A 26,023-nucleotide genomic window follows, 5' to 3' on the forward strand; every position below is an offset into this window, starting at 1 on the left:
CTTTTGGCTGATTCAAGTAATCTCAAACAGGAATCCCCCCAGGAAACATTCAGAAGCGCACTGATTGATCAGTTGCGTAAAGAGTTAATTGGTCCCTCAGAACCAGCGGAGGTGCTCGATGAGTCACCACGCCAGCGCTATTCTGCTGGAGTGTTATTCCCGTCTCAGATAACCAATCTGGAAATCGAAGATGACGGCGTCTCGGCTGGTAATAATAAGTCAAACCTGGGTGAGGCGACAGAAAATACCGCAGTACAGGAAATCGATATCGCAGAAACCAACCGCAAGCCTGGAAGAGAGGAAATGTTGGTTGGCAATGATGATACCATCACTATGGCGAATACATATATGCCAGCGGCTATGGGTATTTCCTTTATCTGTGACGATGTCAGTAGTGGGCTTTTTATTACTCCCCGTGCTGCTGTCTATACGAGTGAAAAGCGTAAGGAAGAAACGCGAGAGTTTGTGGTTTGGAAGCGCACAGAGCTGAAACTTTCACCTGTCAGAGTTTCACTGTCCCTGGATAGTCAGCAGGACATAAAGATACAGAAATCCAGTCCACATGAATCCCTTCAGATCAGAGGAATCGTCCGGCGCAGAAAGGATGGTACGCGTCTGGTTACAGTATCAATTTACAATACGAAACAGTCGCAGGATGGCCCTATGGTTTCACCTGCTGATTGCTATTTCCAGGTTGGATTCAGTGTTGAGGCAGATGGACAAGCCCCTGTATTCTGCCCTTACCAAGAGTTGACATCCTCTTCGGATGATAAAGAAGAACAGGGGCTTAGGCTGCTGTTCCGCAATCGTCTCTCATTCGGGTTGGGACACGGCTGTGCAGTTAACTGGGGCCAGGTTTCCGGCAACAGAGCAGGTTTGGTTGAAACAGATAGTTTACCGACGCTGAAGATACCTCCTGTAGAGCCCCGGCAGCGGGGTGGCGATGAACTGAGTATGCAGGTACTTGCAGGAGGGGCGGATGGCACAGAGACAGGCCGGATTCCGGATGTACTTAAGGCCTTGGTTGAAGACTATGAGGAATGGATACGTCTACAGACCAGTGAGGCTGTACTGTTGGATCCTGCGTTCGCTGCCGCCGCTGAACGGCATTTGGCTAAATGTAATGAAGCATGTATAAGAATACGGAGAGGAATCAACCTCCTCGAGAGCTCCGAAGAGGCACTGCGCGCGTTCTCACTAGCAAACAGAGCCATCCTCATGCAGCAATACCACTCACGCAGAAAAACCCGTAGTGTTGGCGATGAATGGGAAGACCTAACAGCTGATTACACTCCGAGCAAATCCTGGATGGGGAAATGGCGTACGTTTCAGATCGCCTTTATTCTGATGAACTTGCCATCGGTCACTCCGGATTTAGAAGGAGAATATCCGGAAGACAGGGATCTTGTTGATCTCATCTGGTTTCCAACAGGTGGTGGTAAGACCGAAGCCTATCTGGGACTTGCAGCATACACAATTTTTTTGAGGCGCTTGCTCAATCCTTCTGACAGCGGCTGTACAGTGCTCATGAGGTACACGCTACGCTTGCTGACAGCACAACAATTCCAGCGAGCAAGCGCATTGATTTGTGCGTGCGAAACTATCCGGCAGAGTTCCCCTGAGGAGTTGGGGGAAGACCGGATAACAATTGGTTTATGGGTTGGGCAGTCGCTTACACCGAATACCCGTAAGGAAGCAACGTATACCCTAAATAGCTTGGTTTCCAAACCTAGAGAAACGGAAAATAAGTTTCAGCTATTAAAGTGTCCGTTCTGTGGGACACGCCTGAATGAGCATGGGAGACTGGGTTACCGCGCGACAGGTCGGACACCAAAGAAAGTTCTGTTTGTCTGTCCCGATTCTCGCTGTGTTTATAGCACAATGAAGAACCCTATCCCGGTGCTTGTCACCGACGATGATATCTATAATGAGCCTCCCACACTGCTCATTGGTACTGTTGATAAGTTTGCCATGCTGGCATGGCGCGAGCAGTCAGGCAGGATTTTTGGGGCCGGTATGTCGGTTTCCCCTCCGAACTTGATCATCCAGGATGAGTTGCATCTGATATCCGGTCCGCTTGGAACAGTAGTTGGTTTATATGAAGGGGTGATCGATCTTCTCTGTGCACGCAATGGCATTAAACCAAAAATAGTAGGATCTACAGCCACTATTAGAAGAGCGGAGGAGCAATGCAAGGGGCTCTATAATCGCCCCACATTCCAGTTTCCTCCACCGGGGTTGGACATCTCTGATTCCTATTTTGCTACAGAAAATCCGGACGCCTCCGGACGACTGTATACTGGCGTATTCGCATCGGCAGCCTCTTCTTTTGTAACAGCAAATGTACGTACATCCGCAAGTTTGTTACAGGGCTGCTATGCGCTCGATCTCCCCGAAGGTTCGCCAGAGTCCTTGAGAGATCCGTATTGGACATTGGTGCAGTACTTCAATAGTCTCCGAGAGCTTGGTCAAGCGCTCACATTACTTCAAGCAGATATTCCCGAACATATCCTGACGATCAGAAACAGAACCAAAGGTGAGCGCAGGGACTACCGGTGGCTTAACTCTATAGAAGAGCTTACAAGCCGAAAAACAGCTCAGGAAATTCCAGAGATACTTGAGGATCTGGAAGTTTCCTACCCTCAGGAAAAGGGGGCTGGGAAAAGACCGGTTGATGCGCTCCTTGCCACAAACATGATTTCCGTCGGTGTGGATGTGGATCGCCTTGGTCTTATGTCGATTATAGGCCAGCCTAAAACCACTTCGGAATACATTCAGGCAAGCAGCCGTGTAGGTCGCTCCAAAAATTCACCGGGTTTGGTTGTCACGATGTATAACCCGGGGAAACCCAGAGATAGGTCTCATTTTGAGCAGTTCCGTGCATATCACGCCTCACTTTACCGGTATGTCGAGCCGACCAGTGTTACGCCTTATTCAATTCCCTCGCTGCAAAGAGCCTTGCATGCGTTGACTGTTATCGTTGGTAGGCATATTGGTGGCTGGAAAGTCCCAGGTGATGTGAATTTTAATCAGCCAGAAATATCCGCTGCATTTGATGAATTGATCGAACGATGCAGAGCAATTGATTCCGAGCATCTTAAGGTGTTTGTCGAGCAACTCTCCAGTTTACAGAATCACTGGATAAATGAATCGTTTGACGAATGGGGGAGTTTCTCTTCTCCGGACCCAGATAAGCTGCCGCTAATGCATCCGGCTGGAATGCCTGAGCTTGACGAGTGGACTGATGCCTCATGGTCTACGCCGAGTTCCATGCGCTCCGTTGACAAAGAATCAGAGGCAGAAGTTCTGAGTGTATATCCTGACTAAAGGGTATTTGAGTGTAGGGAATCAGAGAAATGGCAGGTAGAAGCAGTAAGGAACGCAGGGTCAGAAAATCTCAGCTGATCTCTACGTTCGGTGTAGGCGCAATAATGGAGTTTCCTCAGGAAACACTTATGCATGCAGGTATAGAAGCTTGGCAAACCGGGCCTGACCAAGAGCTCGTTGACGATCGTCTCGCCAGGCGGCTTGGAGTGGATGTATTTTATGAGCCGATACAGGCACCTGAGAAAGATATTCCGGGCGGTACAGTTCCGTTTGTACGCTTTCCTCTTTGGCAGGTGTGCCCTAGATGTCGCACAATGCAGAAAGTCGAATGGAATGATCGTGCACCGCGCCGTTGCAGTTCAACGATTAAGCCCCGGTCAGGGGGACAGTCCTGTTCGGGCTTTTCCGAACTTCGCAGACCGAAACTTACGGCGGTACGTTTTATCACTGCCTGTGAGGATGGGCATATAGATGACTTTCCATGGGTGGAATGGGCGCACACTCCCCGTAAAGAGAAGCTGACGCGGGGGGCTGGTTGCAGCAATCCGAATCTCCGACTTAGTGCGACTGGGCGTGCTGGATTAATGGGACTGAATGTCGAGTGTCTTAGCTGCGGTTCCAAAAGATCGATGATGGGAGCGGGATCTCCCGATATTCTGAAAGAATACGGGTGTACAGGAAGCCGTCCCTGGCTGGGGCCTGATTCTGCCGACCCATGCTCTGCTAGTCACCCTCCCAGGGTACTTCAGCGGGGTGCGACAAATGTTTACTTTTCGCAGGTGGTAAGCTCAATTCTTATACCGCCTCATTCGACCGCAATAAGAAGGCTTATAGCGAGAACTAAATTCTGGAATTTCTTATGCAGTGGATCTGATGACGGGCGTGCTGATCCGGCTCGTCTTGAACAGTTCTCAGAAATGCATGACGTATCTCTCGTTGAGCTTACAGAAGCGGTGAATGAACGGCTTGGTATGATCAATGAATCATCAAAAGATCTTACCGAAGACGAATTTCGACTCGCGGAATACAAGGCTTTCTTATCTGGCAGGTGCCAAAATCAAAATGATGATTTAAACCTCAGCCCTCAGTCGGTCACCGATTATGATCCGGAGATACAGCCTTACTTCGACAATATTGTACTGATTGAAAAGTTGACGGAAACCCGAGCGCTTACAGGCTTCTCTCGCTTGAACCCTCCAGGTTCGAGTGAATCTGGACAGCAAAGTATTGCTGCATTATCAAAAAATAAACGTAATTGGTATCCAGCTGTTAGAGCCTTCGGTGAAGGGATATTCATTACTCTAAATCAGAAGTTGCTTGATGAATGGACCGGCAGAGAGCAGGTCCAACGCAGGTCTGAACAAGTACAGCAAAGGCTGAACGATGTAAACCTTTCGCGTAGCAGGGAGCTTCGTCAAATTTCTCCGGCATTTCTGCTCCTTCATACATTGGCGCACCTTCTTATTCGTCGTCTGAGCTTTGATTGTGGCTATGGAAGTTCTTCTCTGAGGGAGAGGCTGTATTGTGTGCAGAATGGCAAGGAAAAAATGTCAGGCATACTGATCTATACAGCGGCATCGGATGCGGAAGGGACGTTAGGGGGCCTTGTTCTTCAAGGGAAAAAGGACCACCTAGAACAGACCCTCAGAAATGCGCTGGTCGATGCAGCCAACTGTTCCTCTGATCCTCTCTGTACGGAAAGTAGTGGTCAGGGGAGTGATACGTTGAATCTGGCTGCTTGTCATGCATGTGCTCTGATTCCGGAGACCAGTTGCGAAGAGGGAAATCGCCTGCTTGATCGTCTTATGGTGATTGGTGAACCCGAAGATGAATCTGTTGGTTTTTTTGGTGATTTACTGAACGCGGTTGTTAAAGGTTAACTTGTGATTTAAAAAAGAATGTATCTTTGATGACTGCTTGTGATTCGGGCTTTTACTAATGGCAGACGTTCTATCTCCTAAGCAGCGTGCATATTGCATGTCTCGTATACAGGGTAAGAATACCAAGCCGGAGGTTGTACTAAGGAAAGCACTTTGGGCCTCTGGTTTGAGATATCGAATAAAGAACAGTTTGCCTGGAAGGCCAGATATTATTTTTCCGAGAAAAAGGATTGCTGTCTTTGTAGATGGCTGTTTCTGGCATAGGTGTCCGAAACACTACCAAGCACCTAAGACCAGAGCAAAGTTCTGGGAAGAGAAAATAGCCGGGAATGTGGCGCGAGATATCAGGAACAATAAAAACCTCGATGAACGTAGCTGGATGGTTGTTCGTGTCTGGGAGCATGAAATAAAGAATGATCTGGAGTCTGTGGTTAATAGGATCATAGCGCTCCACGATTCTGTTGAGTGATCATGATAGTTTTAAGCAAAGATAGAAGAAGAAAATCCAAAGTTGTTGGTAAACAGCTTGATGGTTTGAAGGGCTGCTACTCTGAATTTTTGCAGCATATAGATGCTCATGGGCTTATGGATGAGTTGAAGTACCATCTTTCCAGTAAAAGAAGCTACAACGGTAGTGTCGTAAAGATACTCAATGCGATGCAAAGCCTTGGATCTTATTCAGATCAAGGCGATGTCTTGGGGTTTTTTACATATTCGATTCGCTATCGGGAGAAATATGGAGCTACCCTGTCCGAAAATGTTAATCGTCTCAATTATTACGATCTCTTCTCCTACCTGGAATGGCAACTCCAAAGGTTAGCTCATAAGAATATCGGCTATGACAACAGGGTGGCTAATGAACACGTTTCTGCGTCGATGTTTAGTAGCCTGACCTCAACCATCCCCTGGATTGTTATGATGCTTGATGCTAAAGAGTTGGTGTCAGGTGGTAAAAAGAAGCTTTCGAAGAGGAATTCTGTTGGAAAGAAAATTATAAGTTCAGCTGGGTACTATAGAACCATCTCGAATGAAATATCTAATATATTTAGGGGTGAGTATAAAGTTTTGAGTGGCGAAAAGTTTTTCCATAAGTACCGAGTTTCTGAAAGTCTTCGACTTCAAGGGTTCGAAAAAATGAAGTATTTCCTGGACCTCTATAATAAAGAATGGAGGCCTTCAGAAATATATCGTGATTTGAACTTTCAGTATTACCACCAGAGGGAAGAGAATAAAGATATCATATTGGAATTGGGACGTCGTGCTGGATTTATAAAATCGGATGATTTGAAGAAGGAGATTAGATTTGACTTTGATAAGGGATACAGCTTCCAAAGATTGATGTCTTTTCAAAAGGTAAGGGCTTCGTTGTCAGTTGTTTATGGGGATATATACAGAAAATTCCGGTTTGGTGATTCAACTTACTGCATCGATGATTTGGTTGTGATATGCGAGGCTCTGGATAATGTGTGCAGACGCTACAGTAAAGCCAATAAGTCTAGAGTGGGAAAAGGTAATGCCGAGATATTTTGCGGCAATAAAAATCAATTAATGAAGGCACTTGGGGTTTCTTCCCAAAAGGAAAAATTACTGAGCCTGTTTGTTTTTGATCTTGTTGGAAAGGTAGGCTCCCTAAGTTTTGATGCGCCTATATATAGGGCTGGTCTCAATTATTATTTCATACCCCGTTATGTTATGGATCTTATGTATGAAAAACTGATAGATAGAATTCTGAGCGGGAATGATGTAGGGCTAGATTTTGACAGAGGGGTTCATAAAGGGCATGTTTTCGAGGAATATCTGAAAGAGGAGCTTGGAGAAGCTGGGTATGCTGTAAACAGCATAAAAATGGATCAACGGAAGGGTGTTCCAGAAATTGATGGTCTTTTTCGTTTAGGTTCAGATCATTTGGTAATCTATGAGGCGAAAGCATCCATTCCACCGGAAGAAAGGGATGAGGCTTACCGGTTTGTTGATAACCACATATCAAAGGCGCTTGACCAACTGGATAAAAGAGTTGAGTTTGTTCAACAATCTCCCGGAATGATCGAGGAACGGGTCGGATACCCGGTAAAAAACTTAGAGGTTATACCGCTTATTGTTTCCAACGCGCATTATTTCTCTGGGTCGAGATTTACAACTCCTGGAGGAATTGATGTCTGGTTTCTGGATGCCACGACTTTTCTGAGAATTTTATGCCAGTCAAAAATTAATTCCTGGACAGCTGTAGGCGATAAGCGGGAATATATGTACCGGTATGCCAATAGGCCACTTACAACGGTGGAGAGTAAAATTTCTGCAATTAAAAAACCATACCAGTATTTGAGATCAGTGCATCAGAGCACTGTACAGATTCTGGATCATGGTGTGGGCTTTGAGATCGCTCACGAGGTTTCAGTCCTATAGCTCCCAGATTCAATTTGCCTGGAGTTGCCTGGCAACTATGGGTCAACAATAAGATCGCATTGGGTTAAATCCATTTAAGAGGCAAGCTCCATTTCGCTGGTATAAACCTGGGATATTTTCTTGAAGATAATTTCCATGACGGGCGAGCAGACACCATTCCCGCAGAGCTTTACTTTATCACGCCTACTTCCGTGAGGAAGAGTATGTTTTGACCCAGCTCCCATTGCTTTCATTAACTCAGGAGGTTGGAGCATCCTTAGGTAAGGTGTGTTACCTTGCCAAGTAACAAGGCCAAAACGATCTAATGTAGTGATGGTACGCAGCGGAGAATCAAGGGATTGCCAGCCACCAGCATAGTCGGAGCCGTAGTAGACGACAATGAATTCTTTTTTCCTGCCAAGCTCCTTCATGGCGCGTTCTGCACGGTCAATTGTTGCCTCAGCTCGACCTTCCTTATATAGAGGGGTGCTTTTGTACCGTTCCGACCAGTCAATGACCTCTCTGGCTGACTTACTACCCCTGCGGTGCAAAGACTTGAGATTTTGTTCGGTAATCACAGTACCTTCCCGATCACATATCAGGAACATGCGTTTACGAGCCTGTGGAGTACCGAAATCGGCTGCGTTCAACAGCAAATCGTTGACTTGGTAGCCATATGATTGAATTGTGGATATCAGCTCGTTATGGCGTCCCCACTTCTTCATGCGATTGACGTTTTCCACTATTAGCCAACGAGGATGCATGGCCTCAATCCATGGGATGATGCCTATGGCTGTTTCTTTGCTCTTCTCGCAGCTTGGCTTGGCCCCTCTAGCAATGGAGTGAGAGGTGCATTCTGGCGAGGTCAGCAGTACGTCCGGTTGATGCTTCTTGGCAAGCTGCTTGGGGTTTAGTTCTTCGATTGGTGAACAAATAACCTCTGCGTTTGGAAAGTTGCTTTGATAGGTCTCAGCAGCCAGATCCCAAGCATCCACAGCCAGGATAGGTTCTGCCCCGGCTGTGACGGCACCACGGCCTCCGAAGCCGCCCCCACAGAACAAGTCCACAAATTTAATCATTACTAATAGCCCTTTTTCCTTGGGCTGAATAGTACCAAGTTTATTCGGTTGACGCCTCATTTGGATGGTACTCCCTCCCCATTAAAAATTGCCTGAGGCAAGAAATTACCCCCTTTTAGGTGCGACTTACATAACGATGAATGGAACGCAATAGGTTATGTTCGGATTTCTAATACCAATCTGACAAATATTTATATGAATAGGCACTCAAGGAACCTCTGAAGAATACGGCAGACTTTCCCTATCCTATTTTAAATTAGAAAGTTGGCTGTATCTTGGTCGAAAATTAGTTTCACATGGGTTAACCCCTCAAATTTGCATACCCAAAATCCGTGCTGATCGGACTTTAGGCGCACTTCCCCTAAGTGATGAGAAATTTATTTCCTATCAGTAAGTTTGAAATGCCTGCCAACAAGTGTAGACGTTATGTATTCTTGGCCAATCCTCTGTAGCGTACCTTGCTGTATCCAAAAGCTTGCTTTATATAGCGGAATCGGTGCTCTACTTTTGCATGTATCTGTGCTTTGATCTTCTCAGCTTTCTTTACAGCACCCTTCCCAGGAAGGGGTTTCTGCCTGCTGGGGTTCATCGCAATATGCCAATCCACTTCTTTCAACCATCCAGCCTACGAACAGCAAGCGAGAAAAAGAATGTATTTGGCGCTCCTCCCGAAAGGGCTCGTAGAGCTTTCTCTCTTTTGTAACCATCCCAACTAATTAGGTCAAGCCAAGTTATTAGCTCCTTAGGTTTTGACCAAAGCTTCCACTTGAAAGGCGTGGATTCTCTTAATGCTGAAGAGAACTCTGAGCGTATAAACCGCTCCCAGTAGTCAAAACTGGAAAGAGCAATTCTGGACACCCATCAAATAGAGTAAACTCAAAAGCTTAGAGAAACTCCCTAAGCTCTGAAAGAAAGGTACTGGCTTTTCCCTATTCTGAGTCCCCGCGCACTACCCCACTCTTCCACCAAGTATCACTTACCAAGCTTCCCCACAAAGGAATGCCCACTCACAGCTTGAGTATGCTAGGAAAAAACATGTTGATCCTAAAGCGCCGAACAGGCGAGAACCTCAGTATTGGACGAATAACTCAGTTACAGTGCTAGAATTGAAGGGAAATCAAGTAAAGATAGGCATCCGCGCCCCTAAATCCCTTCCCGTTCATCGAGAAGAGATCTATGTGCGCATTAAAGAAGAACACAAAGTAGGCAATTGAGGGTGTTGAGGAAAGGCTCACCAAGGAAGGAGGCTCCAGACGATTCTCCTTCCTTTGGTTAACAAATCTAGCTCTTTGCTGAGCCGTAACCAAACAGTTAGGGCCTGAGTTTTGCTAATGATTGCTCGGACAAGTAACATTGAGGGCAACACATCAGCACAATAACTTGTTAGAGTTAAAGTGGTTCCCTACTGAAATTGGTAATTTGTTGACCAAAAACTTCTATTGCTTGCTTTTCTAAACGTTCCTTGAGGCCAATAACTTCTAGATAGTCATTCCCAGCATCTGCCACTTCATCCTCATCTTCAGATTTTTCACAAATAGACTTTAGACGCTCAGCTTCATGAGTTATTGCTTCAAGTATTATCCGGGTTTCCCAATCACATAGTGATGAGTTCATTTCTTTTATATGTGTCATAACGCAATCTGCTTTTTGAATACCTTCTGACATTTAATTGCCAATTTTGAAAGTAGACCCTTGAATTCATCCAGAGGCATATTTGCCGTTGGAGCGATACTATTATGCCTATCAAAAGAAAAAAAGTAGGCACTGAAAGGCCGCGGGACCAGATTCACAATGGAGGGAATCCCACCCAAATCTCCTCCCCTCTCTCATCATCATAGTGGCACCTTTGAGCGCACACTATTTCTATGATGGGAAATGTCACAGCCATACAGTTACTTCCAAATGTATTAGAAAACAGCTGCACACACTCTATAAGTGAAAATCGACACTAACTGGGGAGATCAGCTGAGTTCAAGACATAGCTAGCATTGCTGCAATCTGTTCACACTAATTTTTATCAGTTACCTCTTCCCATTCATCTTCATAACCGGCTGAACGAAAATATGCCATCAGCGTAATGATGATTTTCTCAAGGATATATTCACTACTCTCTCCTTGCTTTTCATCTTGCTTGTTAGGCTCGCTAACAGTTCTCCAGAAAAACTCAGCGAAGTGAATGGCCTCTTCTTTATTAGCCAAAGATCCTGAATTGATAATCTCAAGGCTTCTCTTATCATTGAGTAACTCTGCATAATGCAAAAGAAACTCCTTTTCCTCGGGCAATTTATAATTAATCATCCTATCACCTTCGTACCATCTCTTATTACACTCATGCGATCAGCAACCATCTGGAGCTTTTGGACTAGTTGAGAAACCGTCATTCTCCTTGTAATGGTTAGAAAGTAGTGTCTATTATCTTTCTGATCTTGCACAAATTTCAGATCAGGCGGCAAATCTGACTTCTCCAAAACCCAAAATACGTCGACATTTTTCCCAGGGTTTTTAGATGCTTTCAACTTATATATTGACTTTAGGTGCTGCCAGTTCGCTGAAAAACTGAGCCCCATCTGATTATGAGGAATCACCCACTCGTGCTTCCTCTATAGAGATTTAACTTTGGTGTATCAAGCTTTGGTTACCGTACTATCGCCATAAAGAAGCGCATAACGTTGATCGCCGACTGTAATACCCTAGTAAACTTATAGTAGTTCGCGTGAAAAATTAACTATATTTTTTCCGTATTTTTCAACTGCCTTCTCTTTAAGAGGCTTTAGTAGGAGCCTTACTTCAATAAGATCATTACCAACATCCGCGATCTCATCTTCATTATCCGATGTTTCGCAAATATTGGACATTTTTTTCTCCATTTCTATCAGTGCTTCCAGGATAATCTTGAGCTCTGATTCTACTAGGTTTAATTGAAATTCATTCATACCACACTACCTTCTTTCTTAAAAACTCTTGTGGCGCTAAGGGCCATTTCTTCGAGAAGCCCTTTAAATTTATCAACCGGCATATTCTGGGTGGGAGATATGCAATAGTGATGGGCCTTATCTTGAACCATTTTGAGGCCGATTGGTGGTTTAGTATTTGGTTGAAATCTCCAAACCCAACCCGTCATTGGGGATTCATTAATCCCTTCCCGATCAAAAACACTTATACCCTTGCCGTTAGCGATAATTACTCGAATGCCATTGACCTCCATTGTATCAACATCCTTTGGTCTAACATTTGATAACTTTGGGCTTGTTGAATTACCGAGCCTAAATAGCTCTTCTGGAACAATGAAGAATTCCTTTGGGAACATGATGATCTCCTTTTCACAATACTGAATTAATCCTGGCCCCACACCGAACAAAAGTATAAACCGCCAAGGCTATTGGCTGAAGAGGATAATTATACAAAAATTTGGTAATTACGAGTTCTTATTCGAAAATATTAAGCTTTTACCTCTAAGGTCAATTCTGGACACCCACCAAGTAGAATAGCGGGCAGAGCAACAGTAGCCGGATAAGAAAATTGGCATTGATGAAGAGGAGGGTCAAACAAAATAATAGGAGTTAGCTACTTAAAATGCCATAGATACTATGGCGATAAGGTACATTTATCAGCTTGGATCGACTCCCCAAGTTCTGGGCGCCTAGCACCCGACTTTTCCTATTCTGCGCCCCGCGCCCCCCCACTCTTCCATCAAGTATCACTTATCAAGTTTCCCCACCAAGGAATGCCCACCCACGGCTTGAGTATCACTAGGATACAAATATGTTGATCCTAAAGCGCCGAACAGGCGAGAACCTAAGAATTGGAACAAATGTCTCAATCACAGTACTGGAAGTGAAGGGAAATCAAGTAAAGATAGGCATCCACGCCCCCCAAATCCCCTCAGCCCATCGTAAAGGGATCTATGTGCGAATCGAAAGGTAGGCAATAGAAGGAATTCTCCAAGGAAGGAGACTCTACCCCAATAGGGCTCCAGAGAGGCGCTATTGATAGCTAGCTATCTTTCAGGTAACGGGCGGTATGCTCATAGAATCCTTTTCACACCTACAAGGAATTACCTCTCTACAAAGCGGAAAAGACAGTACAAGTTAGAGTGAACAAGTAGCCTAGCTACTTAGCAGAAGGCTTTGATCGTTTTTCAACCTGCTCCTCCTCATCAATACGATCTACTAGGTTTTCTGGTGAACCCAAGGTACTGTTTTTTTCAAGCTCTTTCTTGATATCTTCAGGAAGTGGCTTGAACAACTCTTTTGCTCTCCCTTCAGCATTCCTTTTTACTTTCTCGTATCTTGGTTGGCGCTTCATGAAATTCCTATCAACAAATTAAGGTTAATATAGTTAACGAATGAACCTGAGGCGGAGCTTATAAATCAAGCAGGCAATGCAACTAGCGAGCGAGTGAAATATCGACTACCTGACAGTTTTCACGGTGTAGTTTCACAGTCGGCTGACCACTGCCACGTCCATACTTTGATTCTTCCTTCGGAATCACTAAATAGAAACTGCCATCAACAATCAACTTGTAGTCCCCAACTTTTGCGCTTTTGGCCGGAAACTTTGTAGCAATTTCGGAAACCCCTTTTTCAAGAGCTAGTTCATGTGAACACAAGCAGGCGCTTGCAATGTGGGAACAAACTGTCAATACCATGAAAACTATTATTTTTACATTAAAATTATAGAATACTTTAAACATAGCAAGTTACCTTGTATGTATGGCTACCCATTTAGTAATAAAGCCTTCTTGTTGGAGCGAAACTGAAAACGAGCCTATCAATATGCGCTAGTTAATAGGAATTGGCAGATGCCATTTCCTCTAATTTTCTTTCCGCAAACTTACCCCTTTCTGATACAGGGTGAGACTTATCTGAAGCAAACTTGTTAGCTAGCTCCTTAGCAATAACTGCTTCAATTTTACCCAGCTCTCGTATCAAAATCTCAGCTGAAACTCGTCTAACGATAGACGAGCGATCAGTAGATGATTATTTCAAAAAATCGAGTATAGGGATCTTGATGTCTAGTTTTCGTTCACCTACGATGGGCCTTACCCTACCTTCACAATAGCGTATATCCGTCCATTCCCATTTCCGGCCCTCCATCCATACAATACGGCCTTCAAATAAACTACGATATGCCTTAGCTCTAACCGAAGGTTGAATAGCTAATCTCGCTATTTCCTCTAAATTCTCATCAAGAATAGGTGTGCGCCCAAGCTGGGAAAAAAGTGATGGCATGGGCCCAGACGCAGACGAAATTAACTTACGCCGAAACGACTCTGCTATATCTTTTTCACAAATGATTTGAAGAAGAATCTGCTTGTCTTCTTCCTTGATTCTACCCCATGAGTTCCAATTTGATAGTGCAATACATAGTGCTTCAACTACGTATTTTGGATCAGTCAATTTTGCTATCTCAGGAAGCTTTTCCCTTGCAGCCTCACGTACTTGAGGCACCCAATCATTCAGCCTACGAACGGCAAGCGAGAAAAAGAATGTATTTGGCGCTCCTCCTAACAGGGCTCGTAGAGCTTTCTCTCTTTTGTAACCATCCCAACTAATTAGGTCAAGCCAAGTTATCAACTCCTTAGGTTTTGACCAAAGCTTCCACTTGGGAGGCGTGGATTCTCTTAGTGCTGAAGAGAACTCAGAGCGTATAAACCGCTCCCAATAGTCAAAACTGGAAAGAGATAACTGACTCGTTACATCAACTAATGCAGACATACCAGCTACAACCTTGCTCCCCGAATTTATCGAGTTCGCAAAGTCCTTAACTGCTAAAATAACTTTCTCTTCTATCACCTTCAACTGTTGCACCTATTTCATGGCTTGATAACGCCCAAATCAGCGGAGTTTCAGTTCCGCTGTATTTTCTTATTACATGCCCTACGCCATCTCTCTTAGCAAGTGAGTAGATGTATTTTTTGGCAACCCCATTGAGCTTGCCAAACCATCTATATGATTAGCCACCATGGTAATCTCTGACTCGGCCACCCCTATCGCTTCATACACAGCCTGATAATCAACCTCAATTTTTCTATCTGTGGCGGGGATGAATGGCTCGTCATCAATGCACTCAATTATTACTTTATCGCGCTTTCTAAACGCACGCGGACTTGGATGCCCCTCAATGGCTATGTAGAGATCGGATTCCGACTTCAATCGCACCCAGGACTCAAGATCAGCTATAGTCCCACAACACTGGGGAAGTAATTTATTTACCCCATTTATGACTAGAGCAAAGCCGCCAAAGAACGCGCAACAATCTTTGACTTCAAAATCTGATATATGCAGTTCTATTGCGCGCGCCAAATTGTTGTCATTAAGCTTACTTAACGAATGAAATTGATGATCAGCTGAATATCCGACCAAGTCTCGATATCCACTTACTGTAAGTAGCTCGTCTCTTGTAGTCGAGCTGCATGCTTTCCTAAGATCGTTAGCCTGATCTGATATTGGCAACTCTATTAATGCTTCTAATTTTAATTTCATATTAGTGCAATTCTGGATACCCACTAAATTGAAAGTATAAACCGCAAGAGCTATCAGACTGAAGAGTAGACTCAAATAAAACACCGTGGGACAGCTGGATCTAGAGGCCTAGCTCCGCATATTCTTACTCTAGCCCTACCACTATCTCACCCCACCCCATTCCTCTACAGGGCATCACTTATCAAGCTTCTCTACCAAGGAATGCTCACCCACGGCTTGAGTATGGTAGGAAGAAAACATGTTGATCCTAAAGCGCCGAACAGGCGAAAACCTAAGGATTGGAACGAATGTCTCAGTCACAGTGCTGGAAGTGAAAGGCAATCAAGTAAAAATAGGCATCCGCGCCCCCAAATCCCTTCCCGCCAATCGTGAAGGGATCTATACACGTATCAAAAGAGAATAAAAGTTAGGCACTGAAAGACGGTGGGAGCAGATTTACAATGGAGGGGCCCCCACCCAAACCTCCTCCCCTCTTTCATCATCATAGTGGCACCTTTGAGCGCAGACTATCTCTATGATGGGAAATGTCGCAATCCTATATTTATCTACACATGTATCAGAAAGTAACTCCCCACCCTCTATAAGTGAAAAACCAACACTAGCTGGGACGATCAACTGAGTTCAATAAATAGTGAGCGTTACTGCAATCTGTATACTCTAATTTTATCAGTTACCTTTTCCCATTCATCTTCATAACCGGATGAACGAAAATAGGCCATCAGTGTAAAGAGTAATCCTGGACACCAACCAATTAAAAAGTATAACCCCCAACCCTATCGACTAAAAAGTTAACCAGCACCAAATGATGCACTTTGTAATGCCTTGAACAATTGAGCAGAAATTTTTGTCGGCTGTTCGGTATGGCGATTAACAAAGACATGCGTCATAGAGCCATGCGCACATGCATTTTCTTGATTTTCTTTAAAAATCGCAACACCATATTCCACCGAAGAATTGCCTATTCTATTAACCCTAAAAGCACCAAGTATTTTTTCAGGGTAAGAAATACTGGCCAAATAATTACAATCAGATTTGACTATGTAACCAATATTCTCACTGGTTTTAATATCTAATTCAGCCTTATTAATCAAAAAGCTGTTCACAATGGTATCAAAATAGGAGTAGTAAACTACATTATTTACATGCCCATACACATCATTATCCATCCATCTGGTAGTTAACTCTTCAAAATAAAAATAATCTGTACGTAACACAGCCTGCTTACTCACAAAGCCTCCTCATAAGCAGCCTGATAAATCAGGAGTGCATCATCTTGAGACAGCGGTTTCGGATTATTGATTAGTAAGCGAGTTTGTAGCATTGCATCAGTGGCGAGCATCTCTAAATGATGCTCGCCAATATCTAATTGCTTTAAGGTCCGGGGTAATTTTAATCGCTCAATTAGCCGCTCAATAAAGACAATGAGATCAGAACTCACTTTTTGATCTAATTGAGACGTATTTATGTGTTCACAAATATATGGCGCCAATTCACTATAGAGCTTGGCTGTATCACTCTGATTAAAGCGCATTACATGTGGTAATACTAACGAGTTGCCCAATCCATGAGGTACATGAAAATGCCCCCCCAATGGGTAAGCTAGAGCATGTACAGCGGCAACTGGTGCATTGGCAAAAGCTTGACCTGCAAGGCAGGCACCCAATAACATATTTTGTCTTGCATCTATGTCCTCGCCATGATGTGTGGCCTGTTCTATATTTCTTGATAGCAATAGCAACGCCTGCTTAGCTAGCATATCTGAATAGGCATTTTTTTTATGCTTAGACGTATATGCCTCTATGGCATGCACCATAGCATCAATGCCAGTTGCAGCAGTCACATGAGCTGGCAACCCTAGAGTTAATTGTGCATCTAATAAGGCAACATCTGGTAATAATTGTTTAGCGACGATGCCATCTTTGGTGGTTTCCCCTGTTGTTAAAACCGCGATGGGTGTTACTTCTGAACCGGTGCCAGCAGTGGTAGGTATTAAAACCAAAGGTACGCGACCTCCTTGAACTCGTTCAAGCCCATATAGCTGTTCTAGAGGTTGGTGAGAATCCATCATTACAGCAACAACTTTAGCGGTATCCATTGAACTGCCACCACCAAATCCAATTACACCATCAACATTATGCTGCTTTGCTAAGGCTACTGCCGACAATACGATCTGCTCTTTAGGATCAGCACTAACTCCATCAAAGATAATGGTCGCGAATTTACTATGTAATTGCTCCTTCAGTTTCTCAACCAAACCACAATTTACAATACCTTGATCAGTGACCACTAACAACTTAGTTATATTTAGTTGGTCACATATCTCACTAATTTTATTTAACCCGCCAGGGCCGTTTATAATCGATTTTGTAGTATTAAATTCAAAACTTAACATAGGATTGTCACCGCCTTAATTATTATGTGTCTCAGTTTGTTTGGCAATAGTTCCATTTCAAATCCTAGGGAACTTCTGATTAGCTCAGAGTGAATTTGGTGCTAATCAGTTGTCAGTCAAGACTACGATAAATTAATCACCAAGTCACCAGTGTAGATATGCCGATTAAAGGATTACTCAATAGTATTGCGAAATAAAGATGCAGGTTGATACTGATCGTATTATTGGGCTTAGTGAATAGCTGGTTTGGCTGAATAGGCCCCATGCAAAGCCTTATAACGCAAACTCCCGACTGCAAGTCTACAGAGATGTACTCAAAATGTGCCGCAAGATGCCTATGTTCTTTACTTTTACTACAGTAGCGCCCCTTATAGTAACGGTATTTCGTTTATTCTAGAAATATTATCCCAAGCAGAGATATGAGGTTTATAAGATTCTCTGACGTGTCTAGATTATTTGGCAGCAAAACCTCTCTCCAGCCCCTCACCCGGTGTGAGCCCGCGCTTAACGTATCTAGTAATGACGCACGAGTTGAGCACGGGCCAGCGATAGATCCAAGGTTTCAATGCCATATAGACTAGGCCGTTAACCGAGGTTTATACCTAATTTTCTTCTCCTTCGCGCTACTCCACCATTGGGGAACTCAGGCCAAAGGCGCTTTTCAAACGATATATTGAAGTACACAGAGCCGAAAGACGATCCTGCAAATTTAGCAAATTGTGAGCGTAAAAAAGAACAAGAAGTAGACACTGGACGTGTGTTAAGAACAAACTCTTTAAGGAAGGAAGCTCCAGCTGAGTCTTGTCTATAGAAGATAAAACTGTATTAGACTGTAAGATACAGATATCGCACAAACACCTAAGTCAGTAACTGCATTATTTATCGGCTGATGTATTGACCGGTTATGCCTTTTAACCTAAGGGATGAAGTCGATTGAGATTTCAGACAACTCATTGTGTAAATCTTGATCGATTTAACCAATCTGATTTCTGCAATTCAACAATCTATTCAGATGAGATATGCTATGAAGTATTCTACCTAAAATTTTCATCGTCGATTAAACCATCATTTTGTATTTGGTTTGCAAATAGCTCAATATGCTCTTTAATCTTGTCGAGTGCCATTTGCATCACTGGTCACTCTGTGGATTTTCTTTTGCGTTAACCGCGAAAATTACTCAATACTAAAAGAAATATATTGCCTTGCATCAGAGACTATACGAGTGAGTGTCTATCTAAGTAAAATTTCATACTGCACTGCGATCTAGTGATTGATAGAAGTGCATAAAGGCTCCTGAAGGACACGTCGAAAATTTTATAAGTTTGTATTTCGACGAAATTTCACCGTTTTCAAACAAGCGTTTTCCTTCGCCAACAACTACTGGAAAGGTCCAAAGTCTAAGCTCATCTACCAAGTTATGCTTAAGAAGTAACTGCACTAATTGCCAACTACCGTGAACCTGTAACAGGGGCCCATCTATTTCTTTAATTTTGGCGACCTCTACAGCTGCATTAGAGCCCTTTAGTTTGAAGGAATTATTCCATGTTAGATCATCAGTACCTGATGTCACCACGTATTTTTTTGCCATATTTAGTTTGTCTGCTGCTGGATTATCAGGTTCGGCACTGGCAAAATTTGAGGCAAATAAATTATATGTATTACGCCCTAATAGTAGGTCATACGGTTCATTCATTGCCTCCTTTGAAACTTGTTCCATAACGTCATCCCAACAATCTTTTGCCCAACCTCCATGACGGAAACCACCTGAAAAATCTTCCTCGGGTATACTGGGTGCTTGCATTACACCGTCAAGAGTTTGAAATATCAATAGGGCTAAATTTCTCATTGGCTGATTCTCTCGTGGGGTAATTCATTTATGACATCTTATGCAGACTTACTCGTAGAAATACAAATCTTCAAACGTCTTGGTTTCAAGTAATAACAATCTCAAACAAGCAGGAATATAATAAGCACCCACTAGACATAGCTCGAACTGTCTTGTAGGCCTCTGGCCCGAGTGGCTACAATCACATCTTTGGCACTTTTTCAATCATTTGTAAATCTGGGTCCATATAATCCCAAGGTTCGCCGCTACTTTCATATACGATCATCGTAGGGTTGAATTGCTCCAAATCATGAAGACTTCCGGCATGGACAAATTCTAACCACGGCATACCACTGTTTTCTGCATAATTATGCGAACCACAGCGAGGACAAAAACCCCTCCTTGCTGTATTTCTACTATCCGCCTGCTTCTCATGAAACGCAAGATCACCGTTTATGATTAAATTCCGCGAGGAACAGCAATATCTGAAATGTGCCCTGCGGCACTAACTTTCTGACAATCTGTACATTGGCCATGCCCCGCCATTACAGGCTCTTCGGAGCAATTATAACTAATTAAACAGTACAAACACTCTCCGGATATTTTGGGCATGAATTTCTACCATTACTTACGAAATTGTAGTCACTAGTCTACCATTTCATTTTTTATGTATAAGTGTGTGTATGAGCCCTGACGATCAACTTATCCGTTCCGATTGCCCTATCTTGAATGGACTGGATGTATTTGGCGATAAATGGACGCTAGTTATTCTAAGAGACTTACTATGTGGTAAAGAAACCTATAACGAACTTGCTGATTCACCTGAGAAAATACCAACAAATAGACTAGCAGAGAGATTAAAGATGCTAGAAACAGAGGAAATGTTGGTAAAAGAACAATATCAGTCAAAACCTAAGTGATATAAGTACTTGCTAACACAAAAAGGCAAGGACGTCTTGTCAATCCTTCAGGAACTTGCCAAATGAAGTAATACATACTTTGAAGGCTCATGGGTTCCCCCTAAAGCGGTTCATGGGAACCTAGCCCCAGACTTTGAGTCGGAGCCGTGGCATTGCAGCAAGTCCTCGCCAGGCTGAAAGACTGATGATACCAAATAATATTTGACTTCATCTCACCCAGTTAGATAACCATTGGTAACAATTTACTTTTTACTCTTAACATTAAAAGGGGTTATGTTATGAATCCAGAAAACTTAGATTGTAAAATTTCAGAGGAGCTTGTTAATTTCTCAATTAAAAAGTATACAAACAGAGATTTCCCAAAAGAAGTAGAGACTCACACATTAAAATTATTACTTAATAGTATAGGGCTAATGCTGGCAGGCTCAACATTTAACATACCCAAAGATATCATATCTTTATACGAGAGAAAAAAATTGATTCAAAACTCAAATAAAGCTTCTATAATTGGCTTCAAAAAAAAATCTTTCGCAGTAATTTCCGCAAAAATAAATTCCATCCTAGCAAATCAAACTGAGCTTGATGAGACATCAATGATTGCTATCGTTCACCCTTCCACCATTATTCTATCAACAGCCCTAGCTATAGGTGAAGAGTATAATGCTAGTGGCGCTGATGTATTCTATAGCTACTGCATTGGGCTGGAGATTTTTGTTCGCCTCGGAACTGCATTCAGGGATGACAATTTTTATGGCTTTTACAACCCTACAGTTGTCGGGCCATTGGCGAGCTCCATTACTGCTGGTTTGCTCATGAGATTAAATGAGGAACAGCTTCTAAATGCATTTTGTATTGCCGCTTCTTATAGTGGAGGGGTACAGGAGTGGGCTGATCATGGTGGTAGTGTTAAGAGGATGTTATGTTCAGTAGCAGTTGGCGCTGGTATTGAATCTGCGTATTATGCCTCCATAAATATAACAGCGCCTCATACAGTCATCGAAGGAAAACATGGAATTTGCAATTTTAGCAAGGAGCGAAATTTTAATATCATATTAAATCATCTTGGGCAGAAATTTTTGCTCATGGAAACAGCAATAAAGAAATACAACTGTTGCAACGCTCTTCATGGTGCTGTAGAAGCAGTGGAACACCTGATTAATGCACACCCTATAAATGTTAACTCTATACGTAGTATAAAAATTGGAGTTAGCAAGTTTACAATCGATCACTGCTCTAACAAAAACATAACTGACTCACTAAGCGCCCAACTATCTATATACTATGTTGTAGCTCTCACTTTCACTTGCGGCTCTCCCACCTCCATAAAGTATGATGAAAAGTTATTTAAAGATGAAAAAATATTATCTATCATGGACTCTATTTATTTGCATCAAAATCCAGATTATACGGACAATTGTTTTGGCGCCAACGTTAAAGTTGTACTACTTGATGGAAGCTGCTATGACAAGGAAGTTATTGACTTTAAAGGCTCAGCCAACAATCCTTTATCACTTGAAGAAGTAAAGAATAAATTTTTTAACATATTCCCCACTCCCGAAGCCAACAAGTGTAATAATATATTCAAAGAATGCAGCAAAATAAAATCTTTTGAAAAAATCATAGATTTAACAAAGCTAATGGCCTTATAAAATAAAAAGATAATAGAATTGCACTCCTTGGCAATTACTATTTTGATGCAACTATTTTCCGTGGTCCCGCTATCAATGACCATGAAATCGGCATTGATCTATCGCATATAGGCTAGATGATTAAAAACCTAGTATCAGCAGGATTATCTTTTTACTTTATTATAATATCTATAAGTAATGATCAATTTTAGTTGGCGGCCATTTAAAAAATGGATTAGATAACAATCTAAACCCTAACTCCTTCGGTGTTGTGAAAAGTGCTAGTAGATTCATAGCACAAGCTCATTTCTTGGATCTCATTTGGCACTGCACTAAGTGTCACGTTTTTTCTTACACTTGGAATACTTGCTATACATTAATAATAAATAGATTAGCAAACTAAACTGAATACCAATACCCGATGACACCCGCCACCTAAATTAGATGATCATATGATCAGTCGTCGATATCACCAACTACAAATTTGATGCAGACGATATTTCAGTAATTAGACTAAAGAATAGTCAGTCATGGCCCACTTTAAGTTAATTACGCCCTACAACGTGTCGGTCGCTTAGATACGTTTATGCAGTGAAAACTTCCGTAGTATCTGTTTGATAGATGGTACATAACTGTAGGATTTTTTAGAACTTGGGCAAAGTACGGTCTATCCCATTCATTGCTTTAAAGGTTGAATCATGCAGAAAACTATTACGATTATTGGTGCCACAGGCCATTTAGGTCGTCAGGTAGCACGAAAACTGGACGCTAAAGGTGTCCAGGTAACTGCGCTCGTAAGGGACGCGGTTAGCGCTCGCACTATCCTTCCAGAGGGTATCCAGCTTATCGAGGCAGATGTATCGGATAAAGAAAGCCTGGTGTCTGCACTGGTTGATACCAAAACACTTTATATCACCCTGAATACCACGTCACTCGACCCGACCTTACCCTTTCATAGTGAGCGTGAAGGTGTGATTAATATCGTGGAGGCTGCAAAGGTCACTGGTGTGCAGCACATTATGCAGATTGCGGGTATTGATTATCTCCACCCAGAGTTTGCGGACAAGGGGCTTGAATACAAGACCAATGTAATCCGTAAGCCAGGGATAGAGGCCATTAAAAGTTCGGGTATGGATTTCACCTTCTTCTTCTGCTCGTTCTTCCTGGACTCTTTCCCCACATTTATAGAGAACGGTCAATTTTCTATCATCGGCGATCATGTCCACCCTATCTACTACACCAACACAACAGATCTGGCAGAGATGATCGATAATGCTATCGGGAATGAGATGGCTTACAACCAGAGTTTTTCGGTTCAGGGTACTGAGGGGATGTCTTTGCCTGAAGCAGCCAAGAAGTTTGTCGAGGGCTATTCTCCGGGAACAGAAATTGTCCTCCACCCTATCGCCGCCATTGCAGAAATGGGACTGCCCGAAGAACAGGCAGTATTCATGGAGCATATGCTGACTTACGTTGAACAGCTAAAGGAGCAACCAGTAAGTCAAAAAACCTGGCAGGTGTTAGGCAAACCGGAAGCAACCATCACTGATTTTGCACGAGAACTATCAAACGCTTCATAGCGCCTGGTCCTTATTCAGTATTGCGTCTTCTGTGCTCAGCCGCTTCATCAGATCAGTAGCGGCGGGGCCCAGTGGCCGCTTACTGGACCAAATGATATCTACGCCGTGTGACAGCTCCTTTTCCTGCTCAAACACTAGGGGGAGCTGTATCAGTTTTTTCGCCGCTATCCCCTTCGCAACCACGTGTAGTGGTAATACTGCCCAGCCCAAATTGGCCTCGACAAGGTCAAGTGCATCATCGACACGTGACACACTCCACACGTCGGGAGACACCAGCCAGCGAGTCTGACTGGATATCTCAAACTCCTGCAATAAGATTTGTCGGTGTTGTTTCAGGTCTTCCCAGGTAACTTCAGTGAGTCTCGCAATCGGGTGATCAACGCAGGCGATGCCTGTAAGCTTCAGATGGCCCAGGGCTCTGAAATCGCATCCAGCGGGCACTTCATCCAGCTGTGTGATAATCCCGAGTTGGGCTATATCCCCTTCAACCCAGGTCTGTACATCCTGAACACTTCCCGCTCTGAGCGTAATTTGAACATGCGGATATTTGCTCTCAAACTCTTGAAAGAGTCCCCCCAGGTTTTTAATACGAACATGCTGGGCAATAGCCAACGTCAACCGGGCCTCGACATCCAGAGACAACCCCTGTGCGATCGCCATCAAACGCTCGCGTTGCTCGATAAGACTCCGTGCGCGTTCCAGCAGTGACTCACCAGCGTCCGTCAATCGCGGGTATCGTTGACTTCGATCAAATAGATTGACTCCCAAGTCAACCTCCAGGTTCGATACCAGTGAGCTGATTACCGACTGTGCCTTTCCACATTTACGTGCAGCCGCTGAGAACGAGCCAGCCTGCTCAGTAGCTACAAATGCTTCCAGTTGTTCAATAGAAACTGCCATTCACTCAATCTATCTGTTTAACGTATGGTATCTAACTTTTTCCATCTAGCTTAACTATATATCATTCAAGCATATTTTCTCAAGCAGAGTGAGTAGGGTTGATGACTTATTCATTGAAGAATCGTTTAGTGCAAGCAATTTCCTACGAGTTTTTTCTGCTGCTCACGGGTGGCTTACTAGTGGTTCCAATGTTTGATTTGGAGGTACACCAGTCGCTGGCAATTGCTGCTGGACTATCACTATTTGCGTTGGTCTGGAATATGATTTTCAATCACGCCTTTGACTGGTACTTATTGAATATACGTAAAAACCCAGAAAAGACATTTATCGTTAGAGCCATACATGCGTTATTGTTTGAGGGGGGTATGTTGGTACTGACGTTGCCAGTAATCGCCTGGAGCTTTAATCTGACTATCCTAGAAGCATTTATGCTTGAGATAGTCATGGTGATTTACATCGTGATATATACCTATGTATTCAACTATTGGTTCGATAGGCTGCATAGCTCGTATCGAGTTACTGCACACAAACGTTAAAGGTTTGCTCCACAGTCTATTTTAGGTCAGATGTAGGTACCAATTAAAATACACTACGTCAAAAGCAAATGCCTATTTATCTGTCATTTTTTCCTTTTCTTATTGTATTTTATACCAGTTAATAAAAAAAATAATGATAATCCTGGCTCCTCATTTCTGCCAGACTCAGAGTAATTGAGCCAAAGCAACATCCATCCAATAGGGAGAGTTGCCACCATGAACCGAATTAAGAGAAGAAATGTATTGACTTGATACTTGGCATAACTTCCGTTTGATTTACAAAACATGGCAAACGTACAAAGGATTGCAAATAACTTGGTTTATATAAAAAATACCGAAAATTTGAAATTATTGCCCCTATCACAACTCACCTAAATATATAACCCAAGCATGGACCCGCCGAAGGTCGAGTACACCCGCCTTTTAAAAATTATACTCAGGAATTGAACCCTAAGCTCTTCTCATTTTTTATGGCTTGGATTTTGGGGAATGGGTATTTTCATTCCAAGATACACGCACTCAGCGCCACATGAGGGACACAAACCATTGAATTTTCTGTTGGATCTCACTTGAGTGCTTGCAAACATTCATAACAAACAAATTTATGAGCACTCATAATTCTCTACTATTGATGCATAACGTTCATATTTTCGGTGGTTAAACACTCCGACTTCGATAGCGACGAACAATATAGGCTTGTTAATTGATTTAACATCCACCATCACCACTCCCTCCATCTCCACCACTAAAGCCACCAGAATCACCACCTCCGGAGTCACCAGCAAAGCCAGAGCGCTGAGTCACTCCAAACCTCACAATAAACCATAGTAAACTGGATATTAAAAAAGCTGTAAATACAAACGGGGTAAAAGTAGAATTAAGCGGCTTCTCAGAAGCAAGATCAATCAAATACCATGATCCAACTAAGCCGATTAGACTAATGAGGAATGATTTCATCTACTCTCCATAGGTCATTTGACGTGGTTATATAGACCTTTTGTTATGAAATGTAGTTTGAGGTACTATGGCGTGACCACCTCAAAATAAAGCTTAGTAACAAAAGACACTAAGATAAATTTGTTGTGTTCT

At 43.1% G+C, this 26,023-nt stretch carries 25 protein-coding genes and 2 pseudogenes; 11 read left to right on the top strand and 16 right to left on the bottom strand.

Annotated features, from left to right (window positions below):
• Window positions 1-3: 3 nt before the first annotated feature.
• Genes ACJJIT_RS10745 through ACJJIT_RS10760 form a run of 4 tightly spaced genes read left to right on the top strand, consistent with a single transcriptional unit; the run spans window position 4 to window position 7,610 of the window.
• Complete coding sequence (locus tag ACJJIT_RS10745; protein ID WP_444898360.1) at window positions 4-3,327, top strand: helicase-related protein; 3,324 nt, start codon at window positions 4-6, stop codon at window positions 3,325-3,327.
• Window positions 3,328-3,356: 29 nt separating this feature from the next.
• On the top strand, window positions 3,357-5,207 hold the full coding sequence (drmB, locus tag ACJJIT_RS10750) for a DrmB family protein (RefSeq protein ID WP_444898361.1): 1,851 nt from the start codon (window positions 3,357-3,359) through the stop codon (window positions 5,205-5,207).
• A gap of 58 nt (window positions 5,208-5,265) precedes the next feature.
• Window positions 5,266-5,676 (top strand): very short patch repair endonuclease, encoded by a 411-nt coding sequence (locus ACJJIT_RS10755; RefSeq protein WP_444898362.1) that lies wholly within the window; start codon window positions 5,266-5,268, stop codon window positions 5,674-5,676.
• Window positions 5,677-5,678: 2 nt separating this feature from the next.
• Window positions 5,679-7,610, top strand: coding sequence for a hypothetical protein (locus ACJJIT_RS10760; RefSeq protein ID WP_444898363.1), 1,932 nt, complete (start codon window positions 5,679-5,681; stop codon window positions 7,608-7,610).
• Between the two features lie 74 nt (window positions 7,611-7,684).
• Here the strand turns inward: ACJJIT_RS10760 and ACJJIT_RS10765 are convergent, their stop codons facing one another.
• Together ACJJIT_RS10765 and ACJJIT_RS10770 are read right to left on the bottom strand one after the other, a co-directional pair.
• Window positions 7,685-8,728, bottom strand: coding sequence for a DNA cytosine methyltransferase (locus ACJJIT_RS10765; RefSeq protein WP_444898364.1), 1,044 nt, complete (start codon window positions 8,726-8,728; stop codon window positions 7,685-7,687).
• 364 nt (window positions 8,729-9,092) lie between these two features.
• Window positions 9,093-9,257 carry a transposase gene (locus ACJJIT_RS10770; RefSeq protein WP_444900911.1) on the bottom strand — a complete coding sequence of 55 codons (165 nt, stop codon included), beginning with the start codon at window positions 9,255-9,257 and terminating at the stop codon, window positions 9,093-9,095.
• A gap of 446 nt (window positions 9,258-9,703) precedes the next feature.
• Between ACJJIT_RS10770 and csrA (ACJJIT_RS10775) the strand changes: the two are divergent.
• Window positions 9,704-9,882: pseudogene (gene csrA, locus ACJJIT_RS10775) on the top strand (carbon storage regulator CsrA).
• Between the two features lie 175 nt (window positions 9,883-10,057).
• Here csrA (ACJJIT_RS10775) and ACJJIT_RS10780 read toward each other — a convergent pair.
• From ACJJIT_RS10780 to ACJJIT_RS10795, 4 genes are all read right to left on the bottom strand, one after another.
• The gene (locus tag ACJJIT_RS10780) at window positions 10,058-10,333 is read right to left on the bottom strand and encodes a hypothetical protein (protein ID WP_444898365.1); all 276 of its coding nucleotides are present in this window, start codon (window positions 10,331-10,333) and stop codon (window positions 10,058-10,060) included.
• Window positions 10,334-10,675: 342 nt separating this feature from the next.
• On the bottom strand, window positions 10,676-10,966 hold the full coding sequence (locus ACJJIT_RS10785; RefSeq protein WP_444898366.1) for a hypothetical protein: 291 nt from the start codon (window positions 10,964-10,966) through the stop codon (window positions 10,676-10,678).
• 401 nt (window positions 10,967-11,367) lie between these two features.
• Complete coding sequence (locus tag ACJJIT_RS10790) at window positions 11,368-11,601, bottom strand: hypothetical protein (protein ID WP_444898367.1); 234 nt, start codon at window positions 11,599-11,601, stop codon at window positions 11,368-11,370.
• A complete protein-coding gene (locus ACJJIT_RS10795) occupies window positions 11,598-11,975 on the bottom strand; it encodes a Tse2 family ADP-ribosyltransferase toxin (protein WP_444898368.1) in 378 nt (125 codons plus the stop codon). Before ACJJIT_RS10795 ends, ACJJIT_RS10790 begins: the two co-directional genes overlap by 4 nt.
• A 455-nt stretch (window positions 11,976-12,430) precedes the next feature.
• Here ACJJIT_RS10795 and csrA (ACJJIT_RS10800) point away from each other — a divergent pair, with 455 nt between their 5' ends.
• Window positions 12,431-12,592, top strand: a complete 162-nt coding sequence (gene csrA, locus ACJJIT_RS10800) for a carbon storage regulator CsrA (RefSeq protein ID WP_444897094.1) — start codon at window positions 12,431-12,433, stop codon at window positions 12,590-12,592.
• A 186-nt stretch (window positions 12,593-12,778) separates the two neighbouring features.
• Here csrA (ACJJIT_RS10800) and ACJJIT_RS10805 read toward each other — a convergent pair whose 3' ends face one another.
• From ACJJIT_RS10805 to ACJJIT_RS10820, 4 genes are all read right to left on the bottom strand, one after another.
• The gene (locus tag ACJJIT_RS10805) at window positions 12,779-12,973 is read right to left on the bottom strand and encodes a hypothetical protein (RefSeq protein WP_444898369.1); all 195 of its coding nucleotides are present in this window, start codon (window positions 12,971-12,973) and stop codon (window positions 12,779-12,781) included.
• Between the two features lie 82 nt (window positions 12,974-13,055).
• Complete coding sequence (locus ACJJIT_RS10810; protein ID WP_444898370.1) at window positions 13,056-13,361, bottom strand: hypothetical protein; 306 nt, start codon at window positions 13,359-13,361, stop codon at window positions 13,056-13,058.
• A gap of 286 nt (window positions 13,362-13,647) precedes the next feature.
• Window positions 13,648-14,469 (bottom strand): hypothetical protein, encoded by an 822-nt coding sequence (locus ACJJIT_RS10815; protein WP_444898371.1) that lies wholly within the window; start codon window positions 14,467-14,469, stop codon window positions 13,648-13,650.
• 78 nt (window positions 14,470-14,547) lie between these two features.
• Window positions 14,548-15,153 (bottom strand): hypothetical protein, encoded by a 606-nt coding sequence (locus tag ACJJIT_RS10820; RefSeq protein ID WP_444898372.1) that lies wholly within the window; start codon window positions 15,151-15,153, stop codon window positions 14,548-14,550.
• A gap of 238 nt (window positions 15,154-15,391) precedes the next feature.
• Here ACJJIT_RS10820 and csrA (ACJJIT_RS10825) point away from each other — a divergent pair, with 238 nt between their 5' ends.
• Window positions 15,392-15,556 (top strand): carbon storage regulator CsrA, encoded by a 165-nt coding sequence (gene csrA, locus ACJJIT_RS10825; RefSeq protein ID WP_444898373.1) that lies wholly within the window; start codon window positions 15,392-15,394, stop codon window positions 15,554-15,556.
• Window positions 15,557-15,941: 385 nt separating this feature from the next.
• Here the strand turns inward: csrA (ACJJIT_RS10825) and ACJJIT_RS10830 are convergent, their stop codons facing one another.
• The 4 genes and pseudogenes from ACJJIT_RS10830 to ACJJIT_RS10845 all read right to left on the bottom strand — a co-directional run.
• Window positions 15,942-16,382, bottom strand: a complete 441-nt coding sequence (locus ACJJIT_RS10830; protein ID WP_444898374.1) for an acyl-CoA thioesterase — start codon at window positions 16,380-16,382, stop codon at window positions 15,942-15,944.
• Window positions 16,379-17,545: an iron-containing alcohol dehydrogenase gene (locus ACJJIT_RS10835; RefSeq protein ID WP_444898375.1), complete on the bottom strand. Its 1,167-nt coding sequence runs from the start codon at window positions 17,543-17,545 to the stop codon at window positions 16,379-16,381. The genes ACJJIT_RS10830 and ACJJIT_RS10835 overlap by 4 nt, the downstream gene beginning before the upstream one ends.
• Window positions 17,546-18,791: 1,246 nt before the next feature.
• Window positions 18,792-19,391 carry a dihydrofolate reductase family protein gene (locus ACJJIT_RS10840; RefSeq protein WP_444898376.1) on the bottom strand — a complete coding sequence of 200 codons (600 nt, stop codon included), beginning with the start codon at window positions 19,389-19,391 and terminating at the stop codon, window positions 18,792-18,794.
• Between the two features lie 181 nt (window positions 19,392-19,572).
• Window positions 19,573-19,836 (bottom strand): annotated as a pseudogene (locus ACJJIT_RS10845) (GFA family protein); the annotation flags it as partial.
• Between the two features lie 217 nt (window positions 19,837-20,053).
• Here ACJJIT_RS10845 and ACJJIT_RS10850 point away from each other — a divergent pair.
• The 3 genes from ACJJIT_RS10850 to ACJJIT_RS10860 all read left to right on the top strand — a co-directional run bounded on the left by ACJJIT_RS10850 (window position 20,054) and on the right by ACJJIT_RS10860 (window position 23,498).
• Window positions 20,054-20,290: a winged helix-turn-helix transcriptional regulator gene (locus tag ACJJIT_RS10850; protein WP_444898377.1), complete on the top strand. Its 237-nt coding sequence runs from the start codon at window positions 20,054-20,056 to the stop codon at window positions 20,288-20,290.
• A gap of 278 nt (window positions 20,291-20,568) precedes the next feature.
• Complete coding sequence (locus tag ACJJIT_RS10855; RefSeq protein ID WP_444898378.1) at window positions 20,569-21,939, top strand: MmgE/PrpD family protein; 1,371 nt, start codon at window positions 20,569-20,571, stop codon at window positions 21,937-21,939.
• Between the two features lie 677 nt (window positions 21,940-22,616).
• Complete coding sequence (locus ACJJIT_RS10860) at window positions 22,617-23,498, top strand: SDR family oxidoreductase (RefSeq protein ID WP_444898379.1); 882 nt, start codon at window positions 22,617-22,619, stop codon at window positions 23,496-23,498.
• Here the strand turns inward: ACJJIT_RS10860 and ACJJIT_RS10865 are convergent.
• Window positions 23,493-24,398 (bottom strand): LysR family transcriptional regulator, encoded by a 906-nt coding sequence (locus ACJJIT_RS10865; RefSeq protein ID WP_444898380.1) that lies wholly within the window; start codon window positions 24,396-24,398, stop codon window positions 23,493-23,495. The two genes, ACJJIT_RS10860 and ACJJIT_RS10865, sit on opposite strands and share 6 nt — an antisense overlap.
• Before the next feature lie 101 nt (window positions 24,399-24,499).
• Between ACJJIT_RS10865 and ACJJIT_RS10870 the strand changes: the two genes are divergently transcribed.
• Entirely contained in the window at window positions 24,500-24,934 is a 435-nt protein-coding gene (locus ACJJIT_RS10870; RefSeq protein ID WP_444898381.1) for a PACE efflux transporter, read from the top strand.
• Window positions 24,935-25,642: 708 nt separating this feature from the next.
• Here the strand turns inward: ACJJIT_RS10870 and ACJJIT_RS10875 are convergent.
• Window positions 25,643-25,891: a hypothetical protein gene (locus ACJJIT_RS10875; RefSeq protein WP_444898382.1), complete on the bottom strand. Its 249-nt coding sequence runs from the start codon at window positions 25,889-25,891 to the stop codon at window positions 25,643-25,645.
• Between the last annotated feature and the right edge of the window lie 132 nt (window positions 25,892-26,023).

The sequence above is a fragment of the Microbulbifer mixtoriginis (SeqCode) genome (assembly GCF_052467515.1).

Bases quoted from the DNA above. Each gene is read 5' to 3' on its own strand.
- ACJJIT_RS10770 (WP_444900911.1), bottom strand. From the start codon at position 9,257: ATGAACCCCAGCAGGCAGAAACCCCTTCCTGGGAAGGGTGCTGTAAAG.
- ACJJIT_RS10865 (WP_444898380.1), bottom strand. From the start codon at position 24,398: ATGGCAGTTTCTATTGAACAACTGGAAGCATTTGTAGCTACTGAGCAG.
- ACJJIT_RS10785 (WP_444898366.1), bottom strand. From the start codon at position 10,966: ATGATTAATTATAAATTGCCCGAGGAAAAGGAGTTTCTTTTGCATTAT.
- ACJJIT_RS10755 (WP_444898362.1), top strand. From the start codon at position 5,266: ATGGCAGACGTTCTATCTCCTAAGCAGCGTGCATATTGCATGTCTCGT.
- ACJJIT_RS10870 (WP_444898381.1), top strand. From the start codon at position 24,500: ATGACTTATTCATTGAAGAATCGTTTAGTGCAAGCAATTTCCTACGAG.
- ACJJIT_RS10760 (WP_444898363.1), top strand. From the start codon at position 5,679: ATGATAGTTTTAAGCAAAGATAGAAGAAGAAAATCCAAAGTTGTTGGT.
- ACJJIT_RS10820 (WP_444898372.1), bottom strand. From the start codon at position 15,153: ATGAAATTAAAATTAGAAGCATTAATAGAGTTGCCAATATCAGATCAG.
- drmB (WP_444898361.1), top strand. From the start codon at position 3,357: ATGGCAGGTAGAAGCAGTAAGGAACGCAGGGTCAGAAAATCTCAGCTG.
- ACJJIT_RS10790 (WP_444898367.1), bottom strand. From the start codon at position 11,601: ATGAATGAATTTCAATTAAACCTAGTAGAATCAGAGCTCAAGATTATC.
- ACJJIT_RS10765 (WP_444898364.1), bottom strand. From the start codon at position 8,728: ATGAGGCGTCAACCGAATAAACTTGGTACTATTCAGCCCAAGGAAAAA.
- ACJJIT_RS10795 (WP_444898368.1), bottom strand. From the start codon at position 11,975: ATGTTCCCAAAGGAATTCTTCATTGTTCCAGAAGAGCTATTTAGGCTC.
- csrA (WP_444897094.1), top strand. From the start codon at position 12,431: ATGTTGATCCTAAAGCGCCGAACAGGCGAGAACCTAAGAATTGGAACA.
- ACJJIT_RS10855 (WP_444898378.1), top strand. From the start codon at position 20,569: ATGAATCCAGAAAACTTAGATTGTAAAATTTCAGAGGAGCTTGTTAAT.
- ACJJIT_RS10805 (WP_444898369.1), bottom strand. From the start codon at position 12,973: ATGAAGCGCCAACCAAGATACGAGAAAGTAAAAAGGAATGCTGAAGGG.
- ACJJIT_RS10840 (WP_444898376.1), bottom strand. From the start codon at position 19,391: ATGAGAAATTTAGCCCTATTGATATTTCAAACTCTTGACGGTGTAATG.
- ACJJIT_RS10780 (WP_444898365.1), bottom strand. From the start codon at position 10,333: ATGTCAGAAGGTATTCAAAAAGCAGATTGCGTTATGACACATATAAAA.
- ACJJIT_RS10835 (WP_444898375.1), bottom strand. From the start codon at position 17,545: ATGTTAAGTTTTGAATTTAATACTACAAAATCGATTATAAACGGCCCT.
- ACJJIT_RS10850 (WP_444898377.1), top strand. From the start codon at position 20,054: ATGAGCCCTGACGATCAACTTATCCGTTCCGATTGCCCTATCTTGAAT.
- ACJJIT_RS10860 (WP_444898379.1), top strand. From the start codon at position 22,617: ATGCAGAAAACTATTACGATTATTGGTGCCACAGGCCATTTAGGTCGT.
- csrA (WP_444898373.1), top strand. From the start codon at position 15,392: ATGTTGATCCTAAAGCGCCGAACAGGCGAAAACCTAAGGATTGGAACG.
- ACJJIT_RS10810 (WP_444898370.1), bottom strand. From the start codon at position 13,361: ATGTTTAAAGTATTCTATAATTTTAATGTAAAAATAATAGTTTTCATG.
- ACJJIT_RS10875 (WP_444898382.1), bottom strand. From the start codon at position 25,891: ATGAAATCATTCCTCATTAGTCTAATCGGCTTAGTTGGATCATGGTAT.